Origin of the sequence: Amycolatopsis coloradensis (assembly GCF_001953865.1) — a bacterium.
In the GTDB taxonomy this organism is placed as follows: Bacteria; Actinomycetota; Actinomycetes; order Mycobacteriales; family Pseudonocardiaceae; genus Amycolatopsis; species Amycolatopsis coloradensis.
The window spans coordinates 14,705-30,431 of sequence record NZ_MQUQ01000029.1 but is presented as its reverse complement, the minus strand read 5'-3'; the positions used below and the strand labels follow the sequence as shown (position 1 = coordinate 30,431).

At 68.7% G+C, this 15,727-nt stretch carries 13 protein-coding genes; 6 read left to right on the top strand and 7 right to left on the bottom strand.

Annotation, left to right across the window (positions count from 1 at the left end):
• Positions 1-57: 57 nt before the first annotated feature.
• From BS329_RS37860 to BS329_RS37850, 3 genes are read right to left on the bottom strand one after another with little or no spacing between them, the layout of a single operon-like run.
• The gene (locus tag BS329_RS37860) at positions 58-354 is read right to left on the bottom strand and encodes a hypothetical protein (RefSeq protein WP_076167932.1); all 297 of its coding nucleotides are present in this window, start codon (positions 352-354) and stop codon (positions 58-60) included.
• Positions 347-3,745 carry a TM0106 family RecB-like putative nuclease gene (locus tag BS329_RS37855; RefSeq protein ID WP_076167931.1) on the bottom strand — a complete coding sequence of 1,133 codons (3,399 nt, stop codon included), beginning with the start codon at positions 3,743-3,745 and terminating at the stop codon, positions 347-349. The genes BS329_RS37860 and BS329_RS37855 overlap by 8 nt, the downstream gene beginning before the upstream one ends.
• A 52-nt stretch (positions 3,746-3,797) precedes the next feature.
• Positions 3,798-4,508 (bottom strand): GntR family transcriptional regulator, encoded by a 711-nt coding sequence (locus BS329_RS37850; protein ID WP_076167929.1) that lies wholly within the window; start codon positions 4,506-4,508, stop codon positions 3,798-3,800.
• A 121-nt stretch (positions 4,509-4,629) separates the two neighbouring features.
• Between BS329_RS37850 and BS329_RS37845 the strand changes: the two genes are divergently transcribed.
• The 3 genes from BS329_RS37845 to BS329_RS37835 all read left to right on the top strand — a co-directional run bounded on the left by BS329_RS37845 (position 4,630) and on the right by BS329_RS37835 (position 7,127).
• The gene (locus BS329_RS37845; protein WP_244197454.1) at positions 4,630-5,559 is read left to right on the top strand and encodes a glycoside hydrolase family 16 protein; all 930 of its coding nucleotides are present in this window, start codon (positions 4,630-4,632) and stop codon (positions 5,557-5,559) included.
• Between the two features lie 34 nt (positions 5,560-5,593).
• The gene (locus BS329_RS37840; protein WP_076167928.1) at positions 5,594-6,466 is read left to right on the top strand and encodes a sigma-70 family RNA polymerase sigma factor; all 873 of its coding nucleotides are present in this window, start codon (positions 5,594-5,596) and stop codon (positions 6,464-6,466) included.
• 70 nt (positions 6,467-6,536) lie between these two features.
• Positions 6,537-7,127 carry a class I SAM-dependent methyltransferase gene (locus BS329_RS37835; protein ID WP_244197453.1) on the top strand — a complete coding sequence of 197 codons (591 nt, stop codon included), beginning with the start codon at positions 6,537-6,539 and terminating at the stop codon, positions 7,125-7,127.
• 83 nt (positions 7,128-7,210) lie between these two features.
• On the opposite strand, the gene BS329_RS37830 is transcribed toward BS329_RS37835, so the two are convergent.
• Complete coding sequence (locus tag BS329_RS37830; RefSeq protein ID WP_076168013.1) at positions 7,211-8,464, bottom strand: HNH endonuclease signature motif containing protein; 1,254 nt, start codon at positions 8,462-8,464, stop codon at positions 7,211-7,213.
• A gap of 426 nt (positions 8,465-8,890) precedes the next feature.
• On the opposite strand from BS329_RS37830, the gene BS329_RS37825 reads away from it, so the two are divergent.
• Entirely contained in the window at positions 8,891-9,667 is a 777-nt protein-coding gene (locus BS329_RS37825; RefSeq protein WP_076167926.1) for a cyclase family protein, read from the top strand.
• Positions 9,664-11,277 (top strand): thiamine pyrophosphate-binding protein, encoded by a 1,614-nt coding sequence (locus tag BS329_RS37820; protein WP_076167925.1) that lies wholly within the window; start codon positions 9,664-9,666, stop codon positions 11,275-11,277. Before BS329_RS37825 ends, BS329_RS37820 begins: the two co-directional genes overlap by 4 nt.
• A gap of 3 nt (positions 11,278-11,280) precedes the next feature.
• Here the strand turns inward: BS329_RS37820 and BS329_RS37815 are convergent, their stop codons facing one another.
• The 3 genes from BS329_RS37815 to BS329_RS37805 are packed head-to-tail and all read right to left on the bottom strand — an operon-like array spanning position 11,281 to position 15,216.
• Positions 11,281-12,543 (bottom strand): class I SAM-dependent methyltransferase, encoded by a 1,263-nt coding sequence (locus BS329_RS37815; RefSeq protein WP_076167923.1) that lies wholly within the window; start codon positions 12,541-12,543, stop codon positions 11,281-11,283.
• A gap of 27 nt (positions 12,544-12,570) precedes the next feature.
• The gene (locus tag BS329_RS37810) at positions 12,571-13,956 is read right to left on the bottom strand and encodes an FAD-binding oxidoreductase (RefSeq protein ID WP_076167921.1); all 1,386 of its coding nucleotides are present in this window, start codon (positions 13,954-13,956) and stop codon (positions 12,571-12,573) included.
• A 57-nt stretch (positions 13,957-14,013) separates the two neighbouring features.
• Positions 14,014-15,216: an SGNH/GDSL hydrolase family protein gene (locus BS329_RS37805; protein ID WP_076167920.1), complete on the bottom strand. Its 1,203-nt coding sequence runs from the start codon at positions 15,214-15,216 to the stop codon at positions 14,014-14,016.
• Positions 15,217-15,330: 114 nt separating this feature from the next.
• On the opposite strand from BS329_RS37805, the gene BS329_RS37800 reads away from it, so the two are divergent.
• Positions 15,331-15,702 carry an MmcQ/YjbR family DNA-binding protein gene (locus BS329_RS37800; RefSeq protein WP_076167918.1) on the top strand — a complete coding sequence of 124 codons (372 nt, stop codon included), beginning with the start codon at positions 15,331-15,333 and terminating at the stop codon, positions 15,700-15,702.
• The last annotated feature ends 25 nt before the right edge of the window (positions 15,703-15,727 follow it).

Here is a 15,727-nt window from a genome sequence, read left to right as displayed (position 1 = left end):
CCGAGGCATCAGACGTCGCGAAAGTGGCTTTCGCGACACTCCGGGACCCTCACCGGCTCACTGTTCCCGCATCGCACGGCGGATCTCGGCCAGCTTGTCCTTGGCCGCCTTGTCGCGGTCGGCGATCTTCTTGTCAAGCGAGGCCACGTCCTCCTTGCCGCCGAGACCGGCGAGTTCGGTCGAGCCCAGCGAGGTCGTGTACCGCTGCTCGATCCGGTGGCGCACGTGGTCGAACGAGGGCACCCCGGACTCGCTGTAATCCGGGTCCGGAACCTCGACAGGAGGGGTCGGGGCCTCTTCGACGATCTCGGCGTCGAGGATTTCCGGCTTCTTCTCCGGACTGTTCTCACTCATGGTCACTCCGTTCTTGGTGCCAGGGCACGGCTTCGGTCATCAAACCGAGCATGCCCGAGAGCAGGCGCATCTGCTCGACCGTGCGGATGTCGGCCTCGACCAGCCTTGGCGAACAAACCACGATGGCGAGCGCCTGCGCCCGCGACAGGGCCACGTTGAGCCGGTTGCGGGAGAGCAGGAAGTCCAGGCCACGCGGCAGATCGACCGCCGACGACGAGGTCATCGTCGTGATCACCACCGGCGCCTCCTGTCCCTGGAACCGGTCCACGGTGCCCACCCGCACGCCGGGATACCCGGCCTGGTCCAGGGCACGGGCCACGACGCGGGCCTGCAGGTTGTACGGCGCCACGACCAGGATGTCCTCGTCGCCGAGCGGCCGGGGCTCACCGTGGTCGGTCCAGGCCCGGCCGTGGAGATCGGCCACGAGCGCGGTGACCGCTTCGGCTTCCTCGACCGAACGCGTCGTGTTGCCGTGATGGTCGACTTCGGCCAGGTACAGGCCCGCTTCGACGCCGTCGATCGCCCGCTCGGCCGCCGAGGGATGCGAGTGCAGGCGGCCCGCGTAGGACAGCCGCGAGACCGGCGCGCAGACGGTTGGGTGCATCCGGCGGGTCTCGTCGAGGAAGTAGCCGAGTTCGGCCGGGATGATGTCGGCCTCGCCGATCAGATGCCCCAGCGCGGACGCCTCGGCGCCCGCGGGATGCGTCCCCTGCACGACCTGCGGCAACTGCTGCGGATCGCCCAGCAGCAGGAGGTTTTTGGCGCACATCGACACCGCGAGCGCGTCCGCGAGGGCGAACTGGCCCGCCTCGTCGATGATCAGCAGGTCGAACGGCTCCTCGCGGATCGCGGTGTTCGCGAACGTCCACGCGGTCCCGCCGACCAGATGGCCGGTGTCGTGCTCCTCGCGCCATTTCACCAGCGCGGGATTGGTCTTCGGCTGCTCCCACGGCGCGGCCGGATCCGGGGTACGCTTGGCGCGTTTGGCGCACGGCAGGTCCGGCGCGTTCTTCAGCGCGGCGGACAGCACGTTCTCGACGGCCTTGTGACTGGTCGAAGTGACGGCGATCGTCTTTCCCGCGCGCACGAGTTTCGCGATCAGCCTGCCGGCCAGGTAGGTCTTGCCCGCGCCGGGCGGACCCTGGACGGCCAAGGCGGAGCCGTCCAGTTTCCCGACCGCGTCGATCACGGTGTTCACCAGGTCGGCGCCCGGTTCGGGCAGGGGCTGGTCGTCACGCAGCCGGGGCGTCGTGCGCCGGAGCAGGTCGACACCGGGATGGGCGGGCAGGGTCGGCAGCGCGTCGACGACCAGGCGGGCGAGGTCCGCGACCGCGTCGTCCTTGGGGGAGGGCCGGACCGGGCTGCCGGGCAGCACCGCGACCGGCCGGTCGGCGGTGGTCTCGTCGGGCGGGCAGCTTTCCTCGAGGGTCAGTTCGACGGCGGTGGCCGAGACGACCTTGGCGTCCCGCGCTGCGGCCCCGTAGCGCAGGCGGACGTCGTCGCCGGGAGCGAAGGGATGCGGCCGGTCCGGGTCGCAGCGGAGCATCAGCGACCGCTTCGCCTTGCGGACCCGGCCCGAAGGCGGCACCCATTCCCCGGCTTCCATGGCCACCGGGACGGTGCACGCGTTGTCGGTCTCCAGATCGCCGAGCGGGGCGGCGAGCTGGCGGAAGTACTCCCACCACGCCGGATTCGTCTCGCGGCGGTGGTAACCGACGGACGCGGCCAGCAGCGCGCGGGCGCGGTCCTCGCCGGTGAACTCCGCCGGGTCGTCGGGCAGCCCGTCCAGCAGCGGATCGACCAGCGCGGCCAGCTGCGCGGCGCGTTCCGCGCGTTTCTGTGCCGCGATGTCCTCTTCGGTATCGCGGAGCAGAGCGTCCACATCGGACTCTTCCGGCGGCTCCGCGAGCGGGATCCCTTCCTCCGCGCGGATCTTGTGGAGGAATTCGAACAGCCGCAGCGTGGAGACGCAGTCGTATTCGTTGTAGTCGCTGATCCCGCGCAGCACTTCGTCCGCGTGCTCGGTCTCGCCGGAGGCGGTGAGCGTCAGGTACTCCTCGTAGGCCTCGATGCTCGAAACCGCCGTCTTCACGTCGCCGTCGCGGGCCTCGGGCATGTAGAGCGGTTCGAGGTACTTGATGGAATACGACCGTTGCGAGACCCGGAGTGCCTTGCGAACCACGGCATACAGATCGACGAGTCCGCCACTGCGCAGCAGGTGGTCGACGGCGTCCTCACGGGTCCCGTGCACCGCGGCGAGCCGCTTGATCGCGGTGACCTCGTACGGCGCGTAGTGGTAGACGTGCGAACCGGGATGTTCCGTGAGCCGCGCGGTGGCGAAGTCGACGAACTCCTCGAAGGCCCGCTTCTCCTGCGACCGGTTGTGCGCCCAGAACGGCGTGAACTTAGTGGTCTCTTCGGCGGTCACCGCGCCGAAGAGGTATTCGAGCCCCTCACCTGCCAGCGCGTAGGGGTCGCCTTCCATGTCGAAGAAGACGTCACCGGGCGCGGGCGGCGGAAGTTCCGCCAGCGCGCCGGGATCGATGATCTCGTAGGCGATCTCACCGGTGGCGTCCTGGCGGACCTGGATCGCGGCCTGCGCGCGCAAGGTGGTGAACGACGTCACCGAGATGTCGCGCGGCCGGTCTTCCGGCGTCGCCTTCGCGAGGGTGTCGATGGTGTCCAGTCCGGCGGCGACGAGTTTGCGCCGCTGGTCACCGCGCATCCCCGCCACCAGCGAAAGATCGCGATCGGCCTCGCGAGCGCTCGCGCAGTGCGCGGCGTAGGAGCAGCCGCCGCAGGCGGGCCGTTCGTCGGCCCACAGCGGGACCGGCAGGGTGGGCGGCCGGTTCCGCAGGCGGGCGCGGAGCCGGTCCACCAGCGGGAGGAAGTCGTCGACGCGGAACGAACGGGTGCTGTGATCGCCGAGCAGCAGGTGCATCCGCGGACCGGCGGGCCAGCCCGCCCGGCGCAGGGCGTCGGCGTAAGCGGTCAACTGGACCACCGCGGCGGGCTTCGCGTGCCTGGCCAGCTTCGTGTCGTACACCTCGTAGCGGCCTTCGTCGTCCCGCATCAGGAAGTCGGCCCGGCCGGAGAACTCGCCGTCGTGGAAGACAGCCTGGTAGATCACCGGAGCCCCGGCCCGTAGCGCTTCTTCGGTGGCCTTCGCGGCGACGACCGGGTCTCGTTCGTCGATCTCGACGACCGCGCTCTTCTCGCCGCGCAGCTTGTCCAAAGTCGCGGCCTCGTGCGCGCGCCCATGGGTGACCGCCAGCTGATCCGGCCCGGAGCCCGGCCGCGGCGCCCCGGGGAGATCGGCGGCCAGCGCCTGGTTCAGGACGCTGCGGTGCTCGCATTCGAGCAAGTCGGCGAGATCGGACGGGGTGTACATCGCCCGGGAGTCTGACATGGACTCCCGCCCGGGCGGCCCCGGCACGCCGGAGTCAGCCGGAGGTGTGGTCGAACTTCAGGTGCGTGGTGATCCGGTAGCGGTCGCCCCGGTAGATCGAGCGGGTGTACTCGATCACGCGGCCACCGGGGTCGCGGGTGGTGCGTTCGAACAGCAGCGCGGGGGAGTGCTGCGGGACGCCGAGCAGGCTGGATTCGCCCACGTCGGTGACGGTCGGTTCGGTGATCTGCACGGCCGTCGACGGCCGGACCTCGTACCGCGTGCGGAGCAGTTCGTAGAACGAGCCCGACTCGAAGTCGGCGCACGTGATGTCCGGCACGATCTCGCGTGGGACGAGGATCCGTTCGATCGCCATCGGCGCTTCTTCGACGATCCGCAGGCGCGTGACGGCCACCAGCGGGCGGCTGGGGGAGACCTCGAGCCGTTTGCCGAGCCTCGCCCCCGCCGGCGTGATCTGGAAGTCGACGACCTTGCTCGTCCAGTGGCCATCGGCGGGCGGGGCGAACTGATCGCCGCCAGTGGCGGGCAGAAGGTCCTGGGAGATCTTGCGTGGCGCGGTGAATGTGCCGCGGCCGTGCTCGCGGACGACGAGACCGTCCCTCGCGAGTTCGTCGATCGCGGCTCGCAAGGTAGGGCGCGAGACACCGATCTGGGTGCTCAGCGCGCGTTCCGAAGGCAGGACCTCGCCCGGTTGCCGCCGCTCGATGAGCTTGCGCAGCCGCTCCTTGACCTCTGTCCGCCGCATGACCACAGCCTACCCAGTGGTCGTCACGAATTGGCTGGTGGACGACTTGTCTAGACCTATTGACTTCACCACTTCCCGGCGGGACCTTGAAAGAAGCTGACCACTGGTAAAGGAGAGTGCGATGTCGAACACTGCTTTGTCGACCTCAGGGAAGTTCCGGTTCGCCGCCGTCGCCGCGCTGTCGGTCGCCGCGCTCGGGCTGGCACCGGGTACCGCGACCGGAGCGGCCGCGTGCGGGGCGTTGTTCGACGACTTCCACTATGCGTCGCACACCGACGGGCTCCTCTCGCGGCACGGCTGGCAGGTGCGCTCCGGTGGCGGCGGGCCCGGCGTCGCGGGCGCGCGATGGGCTCCGGAAGGCATCACTTTCCCGACGTCCGATGGGGACAAGGTGCTGCAGCTGGCCTCGGCCACCGACGGCACGCCCGCCGGTACGACGCAGACCGAGATCATGCAGTCCGACCGGCGGTTCTTCGAAGGGACCTACGCCGCGCGGATCCGGTTCTCCGACGCGCCGGCGTCCGGCCCCGACGGCGACCGGATCAACCAGACGTTCTTCACGATCAGCCCGTTGCGCTACGACAACGACCCGATCTACAGCGAGCTGGACTTCTCGGAGTACCTGCCGAACGGCGGCTGGGGCGAGGCGGGACCGGTCAACTTCCAGACCAGCTGGCACACCTACACGCCGGACCCTTGGTACGCCGAGAACAAGAGCAGCTCTCAGCGCCGCGGCATCGATGGCTGGCATTCCGTGGCCGCGACCGTGTCCGACGGCCATGTCCGGTACTACATCGACGGCGAGCTGGTCGCCGACCACGATCGCGGCGGGCCGTTCGACGTGTACCCGCGGCAGGACATGTCCTTGAACGTCAACCAATGGTTCATCGACCTCACCCGGCACAGCGGCGGCACGAGCACGTACCTCGAACAGGTTGACTGGGTCTACTACGCGAAGAACGAGGTCCTGACCCCGGCGGTGGCCGTCGAACGGGCCGCTTCGTACCGGTCTTCGGGTGTGCGGTTCACCGACGATCTCGGGGGTTGTTAGATGTGAACGGGGTTCTGCGGGAACGAGGAGTGCGGTGGACGAGCGGGATCGGCTGACGGAACGGTTCGAGGAGCACCGGACGAGGCTGCGGGCGGTGGCGTACCGGATGCTGGGCTCGGCCACCGAGGCCGAAGACGCCGTCCAGGACACGTGGCTTCGGCTCAATCGGACCGACGCCGCGGAGATCGAGAACCTCGGCGGCTGGCTGACCACGGTGGTGGCCCGGGTGTGCCTGAACGTGTTGCGCTCACGCGACCATCGGCGGGAAGAGCCGCTCGACGCCGCGTCGTCCGAGCCTGTCGACATCACGGTCGACCCCGCCGCGGACGCTGTGCTCGCCGACTCGATCGGGCTGGCGATGCTGGTGGTCCTGGACACCCTGGCCCCGGCCGAACGGCTCGCGTTCGTGCTGCACGACATGTTCGCGGTACCGTTCGACGAGATCGCCCCGCTGATCGACCGCACCCCGGCCGCCGCCCGGCAACTCGCGAGCCGCGCCCGCCGCCGCGTCCAGGGCCGCTCCGCCGCCGCGGAACCAGACCTCGCGCGACGGCGCCAAGTCGTCGACGCCTACCTGGCCGCCGCCCGGGGCGGGGACTTCGAAGCGCTCCTCGAACTGCTCCACCCCGACGTCGTCCTCCGTGCCGACAAGGCGGCAGGCCCCTCGCGCACGCCGGTCTTCCTGCAAGGGGCTTCCGTCGTGGCCCGCGGCGCCGCGGCCGCCTCGGTGCGGGCGCGGATCACGCGACTCGCGCTGGTGAACGGTGGTGTCGGTCTCGTGATGGCCGACGAGGGACGTCCTTCGGTGGTGCTCGCGTTCTCGTTCGTGGACGGGAAGATCGCCGAGATCGACGTCATCGCCGACCGGGAACGGTTGCAGGGACTGGACTTGGTGATCTTGGACTGATGGAGCTGTATGTTCGTGGAACAGCTGGGAAGGCGAAATCCGGGCTCACCACGCCGATCGGTACGACGCGATGGCGGAAGGCTTCAACCAGGCTTTGTTCACCGCGGCATCGATCGCCGCAGGTGATCGGGTTCTCGACATCGGTTGCGGTACCGGGCAGACCACCCTGCTCGCGGCCGAGCAAGCGGTCCGCGGTCAAGTCACAGGCGTCGATCTGTCGGATTCGATGCTGGCCATGGCACGCGTGGACGCGGCCGAACGGAAGCTGGCCAACATCGAATTCCTACATGCGGACGCCCAGGTGCATCCATTCCCGGAAGCCGGTTTCGACGTGGCGATCAGCCGATCCGCACTCATGCTCTGCAGGGACCGGACCCCGACAGTGACTACTCTCGGGCGACCGCTCCGCTGCACCCTTTATGCAACGGTTGTCGCCAGCACAGTGCGGTGTCAACTCCCTCAACGACGTAACGCGTATCCATACGCTGCTCAACGAAGCAGGCTTCACCGAGGTCAGCGTCGGCTCGGTCGAGGCGCCCATCCTGCTCGGCAGGGACGCCGCCGACGCGGCCGACTTCCTCTTCAGCACGGGCCCAGTCCGGTACAACCTCGAGGGCGTCGACTTGTCACGGCGTCCAGGCGGCAGAACGCCAGTGGCTGACTCAACGCCGCGCGGACAGCCTGCTCGGCCCTTCCGGGCATGCCGAAGGGCCCGTCGCCGGTGTGGTGGCGGGCTCGTCGGGGTCAGCTGTGGATCGCGTTGCGCCTGGGCTTCTGTAGCGGGTCCAGGTATTGCGGCGGAATGAATTCCGGTCGGCAATCGGCCGACATTCGGACTTCCCAGCCGGAAAGTCCATGGATGACCATGTGGTGGTAGCGGCAGAGCAGGCACAGGTTGTGCAGGTCGGTGTCGCCGAGTTCGCCCCACGGCAAAATGTGGTGGGCTTCGCACTGTTTCGGCCGCCGCCGACAGCCGGGGAAGGCGCAGCCGTGATCCCGGAGGTTCAGTGCACGGCGTTGGCCTGGAGTGACAGTGCGGGCAGCTCGGCCGATGTCCAAAGGCTCGCTTTCGGTGCCGAGCACGGCGGGGATGATTCTGGCGTCGCAGGCGAGCATGCGGGCGTGGCGGGCGGTGATCTGGGAGACCCCGTCCACGCAGGCGGCTCCGAGCCCGGTTCGCAATGAGTCCAGGGGGATCGTGACGACCACGGTGGTGCGGTCCCCGGACAAGGTCGGGGCCTTGTCGTTGGTCATGGCGTAGTGGATGGCGTCGAAGAGGGCGTCGCCGTGGCGTTCGGCGGGAGTACGCGGGTCGCGGTTGCCGTCGTCATCGACGGGTCTTCGCTGTCCCCAGGTCTCGAACAACGCGTTCGCCCGTGCCCCGAATTCGGGGTCGAGCAGGCCGTTGAGTCGCCACCACCCGTCGTCACGTTTGCGGAGGAACACCTCACGCGAGGGTGGTTTGAGGTCTTCGTCTTCGGGTTTGCTTCCGTCAGGGTCGAGGTGGGCCAAGAGATCCGCACCGGCCTTGGCGATCTCCTGAGGTCCGGCCCGGCGGGCGAGGTCGACCAGGATCTGTTCCGCGCCGGTGCGACCCTCGGCCGAGATCTCGGCGGGAATCTTTTTCAGTACTGCCAGAAGCGGGTCGAGTTGCTGGTGGCCGAGGTCGCCCTCGGCCGCGGCGGCACCCGCGATCGGCGCCGAAGCCGATGCGGGAGTGCCGTCGAGGTTGCGGCCGTCGTTCACCGCCAGCGCCCGCGCTACTGTCTTACCCGCTTCCTCGGGTGTGATGCGGGCCGTTTCGGCGAACCAGCCCGCCGTCGAGCCGTGTCCGAACAACTCCATCGGGCCCCGCGACTCGATCTCCACCAGGAACTGCCCGACCTCCGCCAAAGCCTGCCGTGCCAACGACATTCGCTCGACCACACCGTGCGCGAGTTCTCGCGCACCGGCACGCCACAGCTCCTGTGGCGGTTCGAGGGTTCGTCTGCTGGACACCACATCAGAATACCATCAGTCGAACATATATTCGATCATGGAATCACGTTTTCGAAGGTTTGCAAGATTTATTTGGGCCGATGGTAGGCGAAGGCCTCCTTTCTCGCTTGGGTGACCTCGCGGCCATGAAGGAATGGGACACTTCGCGATGCCGTCGGCGAATTGGTGGCAAGATGAGGAAACTCCAAGTCTGCCGCCGAGGTTCCTGGAAGTACATGAAGGCCCCCTTCCTTGCGCCTAGCGCAAGGAAGGGGGCCTTCATGTACTTGAAATCGGGGTCGGGCAGCCTCAGGTGCCATCAATGCCGGTCCGCTCTGACTGTCCCTGCCACTCAACCCCACCAGAGAACCGCCCAAAATCACCACCACCCCAGCACCCGAATCGGCCTAAGGTGATCCGGACGCCGCAGTCACCCGGGAGGCACGCATGTCGTTGTTGGCCCAGTTGAGCACCGCGATCACCCAGGGCGCGGTCGAGGTCGTGGACCTCACCGCCCCGTTGAGCGCGAGCACGCCCATCCTCCAGTTGCCGGAGCCGTTCGCGAACACGATCCCGTTCGGCCTGGAGGAGATCAGCCGGTACGACGAACGCGGGCCGCGCTGGTACTGGAACAACATCCACACCGGCGAGCACACCGGGACCCATCTCGACGTCCCGGTGCATTGGCTGTCGGGAAAGGACGGCCACGACGTCTCCGAGGTGCCGTTGCGGACGCTGGTCGCGCCGGCGGTGGTGCTCGACGCGTCGGCCCGCGCTGCCGAAGATCCGGACTTCCTGTTGTCGGTCGACGACATCCGTGCGTGGGAGCGCGAGAACGGGCCGCTTCCCGATGGCGGCTGGCTGCTTTACCGCACGGGGTGGGACGCCCGGTCGCACGATCAGGAGGCCTTTCTCAACAACGACGAGAACGGTCCGCATTCGCCGGGCGTCTCGGCGGAGTGTGCCCGCTGGCTCGCGGAGGAGGCGCCGATCACCGGGTTCGGGGTGGAGACGGTGGGCACCGACGCGGGACAGGCGCTTGCCATCGAACCGGCGTTTCCCTGCCACGAACTCCTTCTGGGCGCCGGAAAACACGGCTTGACGCAGCTGCGGAACCTGGCGAGCCTGCCGCCGACCGGCTCCCTGCTGGTCGTCAGCCCGCTCCCGATCGTCGGCGGCTCCGGCAGTCCCGCCAGGGTCTACGCGCTGGTGGAGCGGGGATGAAGGTCGCGGAGCTGGTCGGCCGGACCCTCGCGGAACTCGGGGTGGGAGCAGCGTTCGGGGTTGTGGGCAGCGGCAACTTCGTGGCCACCAACGGGTTGCGGGCGGGCGGAGTGCGGTTCGTCGCCGCGCGGCACGAGGGCGGCGCGGCGAGTATGGCCGACGCCTACGCGCGGATGAGCGGCCGGGTGTCGGTGCTGAGTCTCCACCAGGGTGTCGGGCTGACCAACGCGCTCACCGGGATCACCGAGGCGGCCAAGAGCCGGACACCGATGATCGTCCTGACCGCCGACACCGCGGCGTCGTCGGTGCTGTCGAACTTCCGGATCGACCAGGACGCGCTCGGAACCGCCGTCGGCGCCGTGCCGGAACGTGTCCACAGTGCGGCGACCGCGGTCGCCGACACCGTCCGCGCGTACCGGACGGCTTGGCAGCAGCGCCGGACCATCCTGCTCAGCCTTCCGCTCGACGTCCAGACCCAGGAAGCGCCCGAAGCGGTCCCGATACCGGAAATCACCGGTCCGGCGCCGATCCGGCCGGACGCCGAGGCGGTCGCGAAGCTGGCCGATCTCCTCGCCGGGGCGCGGCGGCCGGTGTTCATCGCCGGTCGTGGTGCGCGGGCCAGCGCGGCACCTCTGCGGGAACTCGCGGAAATTTCCGGCGCGCTCCTGGCGACTTCGGCGGTGGCGCACGGCCTTTTCCACGACGATCCCTTTTCGGTCGGGATCGCCGGCGGGTTTTCGTCACCGTCGGCGGCGGATCTCATCGGCGACGCCGACCTCGTGATCGGCTGGGGTTGCGCGCTGAACATGTGGACCACCCGGCACGGCATGCTGCTCGGCCCGGACGCCCGGCTGGTCCAGGTCGACGTCGACCAGGCCGCGCTCGGCGCCCACCGGCCGATCGACCTCGGTGTCGTCGGTGACGTCACCAGCACCGCCGCCGACGTCCACGCGGAACTCGACAGGCGCGGCCACAGCGCCGGGAGACAGCGCGTCCCCGAGGGAACGCGGTGGAACGACGTCCCGTATAACGACCTATCCGGCGGCGGGAGGATCGATCCGCGCACACTCAGCCGTCGCCTCGACGAGATCCTGCCCGCCGAACGCGTGGTCTCGATCGACTCCGGCAACTTCATGGGCTACCCGAGCGCGTACCTGTCCGTCCCCGACGAGAACGGTTTCTGTTTCACGCAGGCGTTCCAATGCGTCGGGCTCGGCCTGGGGACGGCGATCGGCGCGGCGTTGGCCAGATCGGACAGGCTACCGGTGCTCGGCGTCGGCGACGGCGGGTTCCACATGGCCATTTCCGAACTGGAAACGGCTGTACGCCTGAAGATCCCGCTCGTCGTCATCGTCTACGACGACGCCGCGTACGGCGCGGAGATCCACCACTTCGGCGACGCGGACATGACCACGGTCCGGTTCCCCGACACCGACATCGCGGCGATCGGACGCGGCTTCGGCTGCGACGGCGTCACCGTGCGGTCGGTCGAGGACCTGGGCGCCGTCACGGAATGGCTCGGCGGACCACGGGACGCGCCGCTCGTCATCGACGCCAAGATCGCCGACGACGGCGGCTCGTGGTGGCTCGCCGAAGCCTTCCGCCACTAAGCCTCAGACACCCCAGTCCGGCCGCAACGGCATCCCCGAGTCCCCGTCCGGACCGACCTTCACCCCGAGCACCTGGTGCAGTTCGATCTCCCGCCGTTCGAACGCGAGGCGGCACGCGGCCATGTACAGCGCCCAGACCCGGCTCCGTCCGGCGCCCGCTTCGGCGACGGCCTCGTCCCAGTTCGCGTCGAGGTTGGCGCACCACGCGCCGAGGGTGGTGGCGTAGTGCTCGCGGAGGTTCTCCGAATGCCGCACTTCGAGCCCGCTGTCGTGCATCGCGGTGGCGATCTCCCCGACGGATTCCAGTTCGCCGTCGGGGAACACATACCGGTCGATGAACCCGCGCGAACGGTGCGCGACGGAGGTGTCCGGGTTGGTGATGCAGTGGTTCAGCAGGCGTCCGTGCGGCTTCAGTTTCCCGGCGAGGAAACGGAAGTACGACGGCAGGTTCCGTGCGCCGATGTGCTCGGTGAGCCCGATCGACGACACCGCGTCGAAGTCCGTTTCGGTGACGTCGCGATAGTCGAGGTGCCGCACCTCCGCGCGGTCCGCGAGCCCCTTGGTCACGATGTCCTTCTGCGCCCATTGCGCCTGTTCACGGGAAAGGGTGACGCCCAGCGCCTCGACCCCGTAGTGCGCGACGGCGTGCTCGACCATCCCGCCCCAGCCACAGCCGACGTCCAGCAGCCGCATCCCCGGTTTGAGGTCGAGTTTCCGGCACACCAGGTCGAACTTGTGCGCCTGCGCCTCTTCCAGTGAGGAATCGGCGGACGGATACGCGGCGCAGGTGTAGGCCATCGACGGACCCAGCACCAGTTCGTAGAACCGGTTCGAGACGTCGTAGTGGTTCGCGATCGCGTTGCTGTCCCGCGCCTTGGAATGCCGTAACCCCTCGAGGCCGCGCTTCAGGCGGCTCGGCAGTTCTTCGGCGGGCGGTGCGACGCGGCGCAGGTGGGTGGGGCCGAGTTTGCGCAGCAGCCACAGGCGATCCGCGGAGCTGAGCTGATCGACCTGCGCCACCAGCGCCCGCAGCGCCGAGTAGAGGTCACCGTCCACATCGAGCGCGCCGGCGACGTAGGCACGCGCGAGCCCGAGGTCTCCCGGGGACGACATCAGGTACGTCAGCGCCAGTGGCGACCGCACCTGGATCGACACCGGCGCGTCAGCGGGTCCGCTCGTGCTGCCGTCGTAGGCGGTGATGGACACTTCGGCGCTCGGGCCGAGCAACCGCTCGAAGATCTTCCCAACCGTCGTCGTCTCAGCCATGTTCGTCTCTCTTCTTCCCAGCCCGGGTCACCGCCGCCGCACGCATTTCGCGTACAGGTCGAGTAGGCGGCTGTCCGGGTCGTAAGCCGTCTTCAGTTTTCGGTAGGCGTCACCGTTGTACAGGCGCCAGAACTCGTCTTCGGTATAGAAACTGTCGGAGTACAGCGATTTCCGCCCGCCGAGTCGGGTCACTTCGGCCTCGATCAGCCGATTGTGCGTATCCGGTTCCTCGCCGGGGTCCAGTGGGACCGCGGACCAGAACCCGAAGTTGACGTACAGCGTTTCGGGGTCCATTTCGTACAGTGGCGAGTTCACGCCACCCGGCCGCTGCTTGAGCGGGCAGACCCACACCGGGTTGATCGGGATCTCACGGCGGAAGAAGTCCAGGAACTCCGCGGCCCGCGAAAGCGGCACCTCGATGTCCTGGACGACGGTCTCTTCCGGGGGAAGCCCGCGCAATTTGAGGAGTTTCGCGGCGACCCCGAACCGGCGGTCGAGCGCCACCAGCTTCCAGTAGACCGACGACCGCAGCAGTTTCCTGCCCAGCAGCAGCCGGGGGAGCCTGCTTTGGACGCCGAACGCGCGCGAGCACCAGAACCAGTCCGTGTCCCAGCGCCACAGGTAGTCCCGGACCGTCAAATGGTCGGTCCCGCGTTCGCGGATCGACTTGTAGTAGATGTCGAGCCAGGTGTAGTCGCTGGTCGCGGGCGCGGACGTGGTGAACGTGCCCAGTGTCAGGTACTGCTCGCCCGGACCGAAGACCGTTCCGTCCACGAAGTCGGCCGACCCGTCGCGGCAGGCTTCGCCGAGCGCCGCGAAGTACTCCTCGGTGTCGTCGTACCGGACGTGGTCTAGCCGTACGTACGGCTTCACCGGCTCCAGTTCGATCTTCAGCCGCAGCGCGTAGCCGAGCGTCCCGTACGAGTTCGGAAAACCGTGGAACAGGTCGCTGTGCTCGTTGTCCGGCCGGGCGAGGACGATCCGTCCGTCGCCGGTGAGCAACTCCATCTCCAGCACCGACTCGTGCACCAGGCCGTTGCGGAACGACGAAGACTCGATGCCGAGGCCGGTGACCGCGCCGCCGAGCGTGATCGTCTTGAGCTGCGGCACGACCAGCGGCATCAGCCCGTGGGGCAGGGTCGCGTCCACCAGCTGCTCGTAGGTGACCATGCCTTCGACGTCGGCCGTGCGCGCCAGCGGATCGACGTCGAGCACGTGCGTGAACCCCGAGACGTCCAGCCCCGGCGTGCTGGTCGCCGTCCGCGCCCGGAAGAGGTTCGACGTCCGTTTCGCGAGCCGGATCGTGCCGTGGAGGCCAGCCAGCTGAGCCCGGAGCGCTTCCGCCCGCGCTTCGTGCTCGGCGAATCGGACAAGTCGCGCTGTCGCCCGGGTTCCGCCGTCGCCGTTAATCATTCCTGATCGCCATCAGTTCATCGTGCCCCACGGAACCGCCTGGCGCAGCCCTTATTCCTACCGGAGTCCGGGCAGCGGGACGGCGTTCGCCATGGCGGTGAAGCCCTTGTCGCCGGGATGGAGGTGATCACCGGAGTCGTACTCGGGTTTGATCCGCTGCGGGTCGGCGGGATCCCGGATCACCGCGTCGAAGTCGATGTAGCCGTCGAACAGCCTGCTGGTACGGATGAACCGGTTGACCGCCTGCCGGGTCTCCTCGAGCTGGGGCGTGTACGAACCCCAGCCCTTCCACGGCGTGATCGTCGCGCCGAGCACCCGCAGGCCGCGGTCGTGCGCCCTCGTCGCGATCTGCTTCAGCGCCGAGATGATCTTGTCCGGGTCGGCCTGGTGCGGTGTCTGCTGGATGTCGTTGATGCCTTCGAACACGATCGCCGTCCGCGCGCCGGACTGGGCGAGCACGTCCCGGTCCAGCCGGGCCAGCGCGTTGACGCCGTAGTCGCCGCCGTCGAGCAGGAGCCGGTTCCCGCTGATCCCGGCGTTGAGCACGCCCAGGCGTGCACTGATCTTGTCGGCGAGCTGGTCGGGCCAGCGCAGGTTGGCGCCCCAGGTCGAGACGGCGCCGTCGGTGATCGAGTCGCCGATCGCGACGACGCTGCCCCGCAGCCCGGGGCCCCGGACGTCCACTCCGGACACGTAGTGCCACACCGTGGTCTTCTCGGGGAACGCCGCCGCGGACTCGTCGGCGGCTTTGTCGCCGTCACGGGTGAAGTACGAGTTCTGCATCGTCAGCGGGTGGTAGGTGACCGGCCCGGACGGCGTCGGGGTGTACGTGGTCACCAGGAGGTCGCCGTCCCTCGGCACCCTCAGCGCCGCGCCGTCGCTGAGGACGTCGGCCCCCGGCGGCACGGTGATCTCGCGGTCGCCGCCGAAGGTCAGCGTGCGCATCGTGCCGGGGACCGCCCGCGCGGTGTCCGGACCGGCGGCGACCGCGACGGTCACCCGGCCGAACAGCACCGGCGTCCGGCCGAACGCGTTGGACAGCCGCACGCGTACCTCGTGCCCGCCCGCGCTGGTGTGCACGATGTTGCGGATCGAGAAGTTCGGGTAGCCGCTGTCGGTCCCGGCGACCCCGGCCGCGGGCGCCGCCGCCCAGGTGCCCACCCAATCGCTCGTGGCGGCGGTCTCCGCCGGAGCCGCGGCGGCTCCCGGAACAACGCCCAGCACCAGGATTCCCGCGATGGCGAGCTGCTTCACGCGCATGTCGGTTCTGCCTCCACCCAGTCGGCTCCACCCATCGTCAATGAATCACCGACAACCGGTCAACGCCCTGGACAGGACAGGTTTCTGTCGGAGGGTGCGGTTAGCCTGAACGCCATGACACCTGCCGCTCTCCGGAAGATCTGCCTCGCCTTCCCCGGTGCCCGCGAGGAGTTCCCTTTCGGCGCGGACACCAGCGTGTTCAAGGTCGCGGGCAAGGTCTTCGCGCTCGGCCCGCTCAAGGCGAAGCCGCTGCGGATCAGCCTCAAATGCGAGCCCGACCTGGCGGTCCGGTTGCGTGCCGAGCATCCGGCGATCATCCCCGGGTACCACCTGAACAAGCAGCACTGGAACACCGTCGAGCTGGACGGTTCGCTGACCGGCGACTTCGTCCGGGAGATGATCGAGGACTCCTATGACCTCGTCGTCGCGGGCCTGCCGAAACGGGAGCGGGAGAAGCTGAAGTGGGTCGGGCTCAGCCAGGAGTGAGCGTCCCGCGTTTCATCCGGATTTC

What these genes read in the sequence shown, in the direction of transcription:
- BS329_RS37860 (WP_076167932.1), bottom strand. Translation starts at nt 354, where the DNA reads ATGAGTGAGAACAGTCCGGAGAAGAAGCCGGAAATCCTCGACGCCGAG.
- BS329_RS37855 (WP_076167931.1), bottom strand. Translation starts at nt 3,745, where the DNA reads ATGTACACCCCGTCCGATCTCGCCGACTTGCTCGAATGCGAGCACCGC.
- BS329_RS37850 (WP_076167929.1), bottom strand. Translation starts at nt 4,508, where the DNA reads ATGCGGCGGACAGAGGTCAAGGAGCGGCTGCGCAAGCTCATCGAGCGG.
- BS329_RS37845 (WP_244197454.1), top strand. Translation starts at nt 4,630, where the DNA reads ATGTCGAACACTGCTTTGTCGACCTCAGGGAAGTTCCGGTTCGCCGCC.
- BS329_RS37835 (WP_244197453.1), top strand. Translation starts at nt 6,537, where the DNA reads ATGGCGGAAGGCTTCAACCAGGCTTTGTTCACCGCGGCATCGATCGCC.
- BS329_RS37825 (WP_076167926.1), top strand. Translation starts at nt 8,891, where the DNA reads ATGTCGTTGTTGGCCCAGTTGAGCACCGCGATCACCCAGGGCGCGGTC.
- BS329_RS37820 (WP_076167925.1), top strand. Translation starts at nt 9,664, where the DNA reads ATGAAGGTCGCGGAGCTGGTCGGCCGGACCCTCGCGGAACTCGGGGTG.
- BS329_RS37815 (WP_076167923.1), bottom strand. Translation starts at nt 12,543, where the DNA reads ATGGCTGAGACGACGACGGTTGGGAAGATCTTCGAGCGGTTGCTCGGC.
- BS329_RS37810 (WP_076167921.1), bottom strand. Translation starts at nt 13,956, where the DNA reads ATGATTAACGGCGACGGCGGAACCCGGGCGACAGCGCGACTTGTCCGA.
- BS329_RS37805 (WP_076167920.1), bottom strand. Translation starts at nt 15,216, where the DNA reads ATGCGCGTGAAGCAGCTCGCCATCGCGGGAATCCTGGTGCTGGGCGTT.
- BS329_RS37800 (WP_076167918.1), top strand. Translation starts at nt 15,331, where the DNA reads ATGACACCTGCCGCTCTCCGGAAGATCTGCCTCGCCTTCCCCGGTGCC.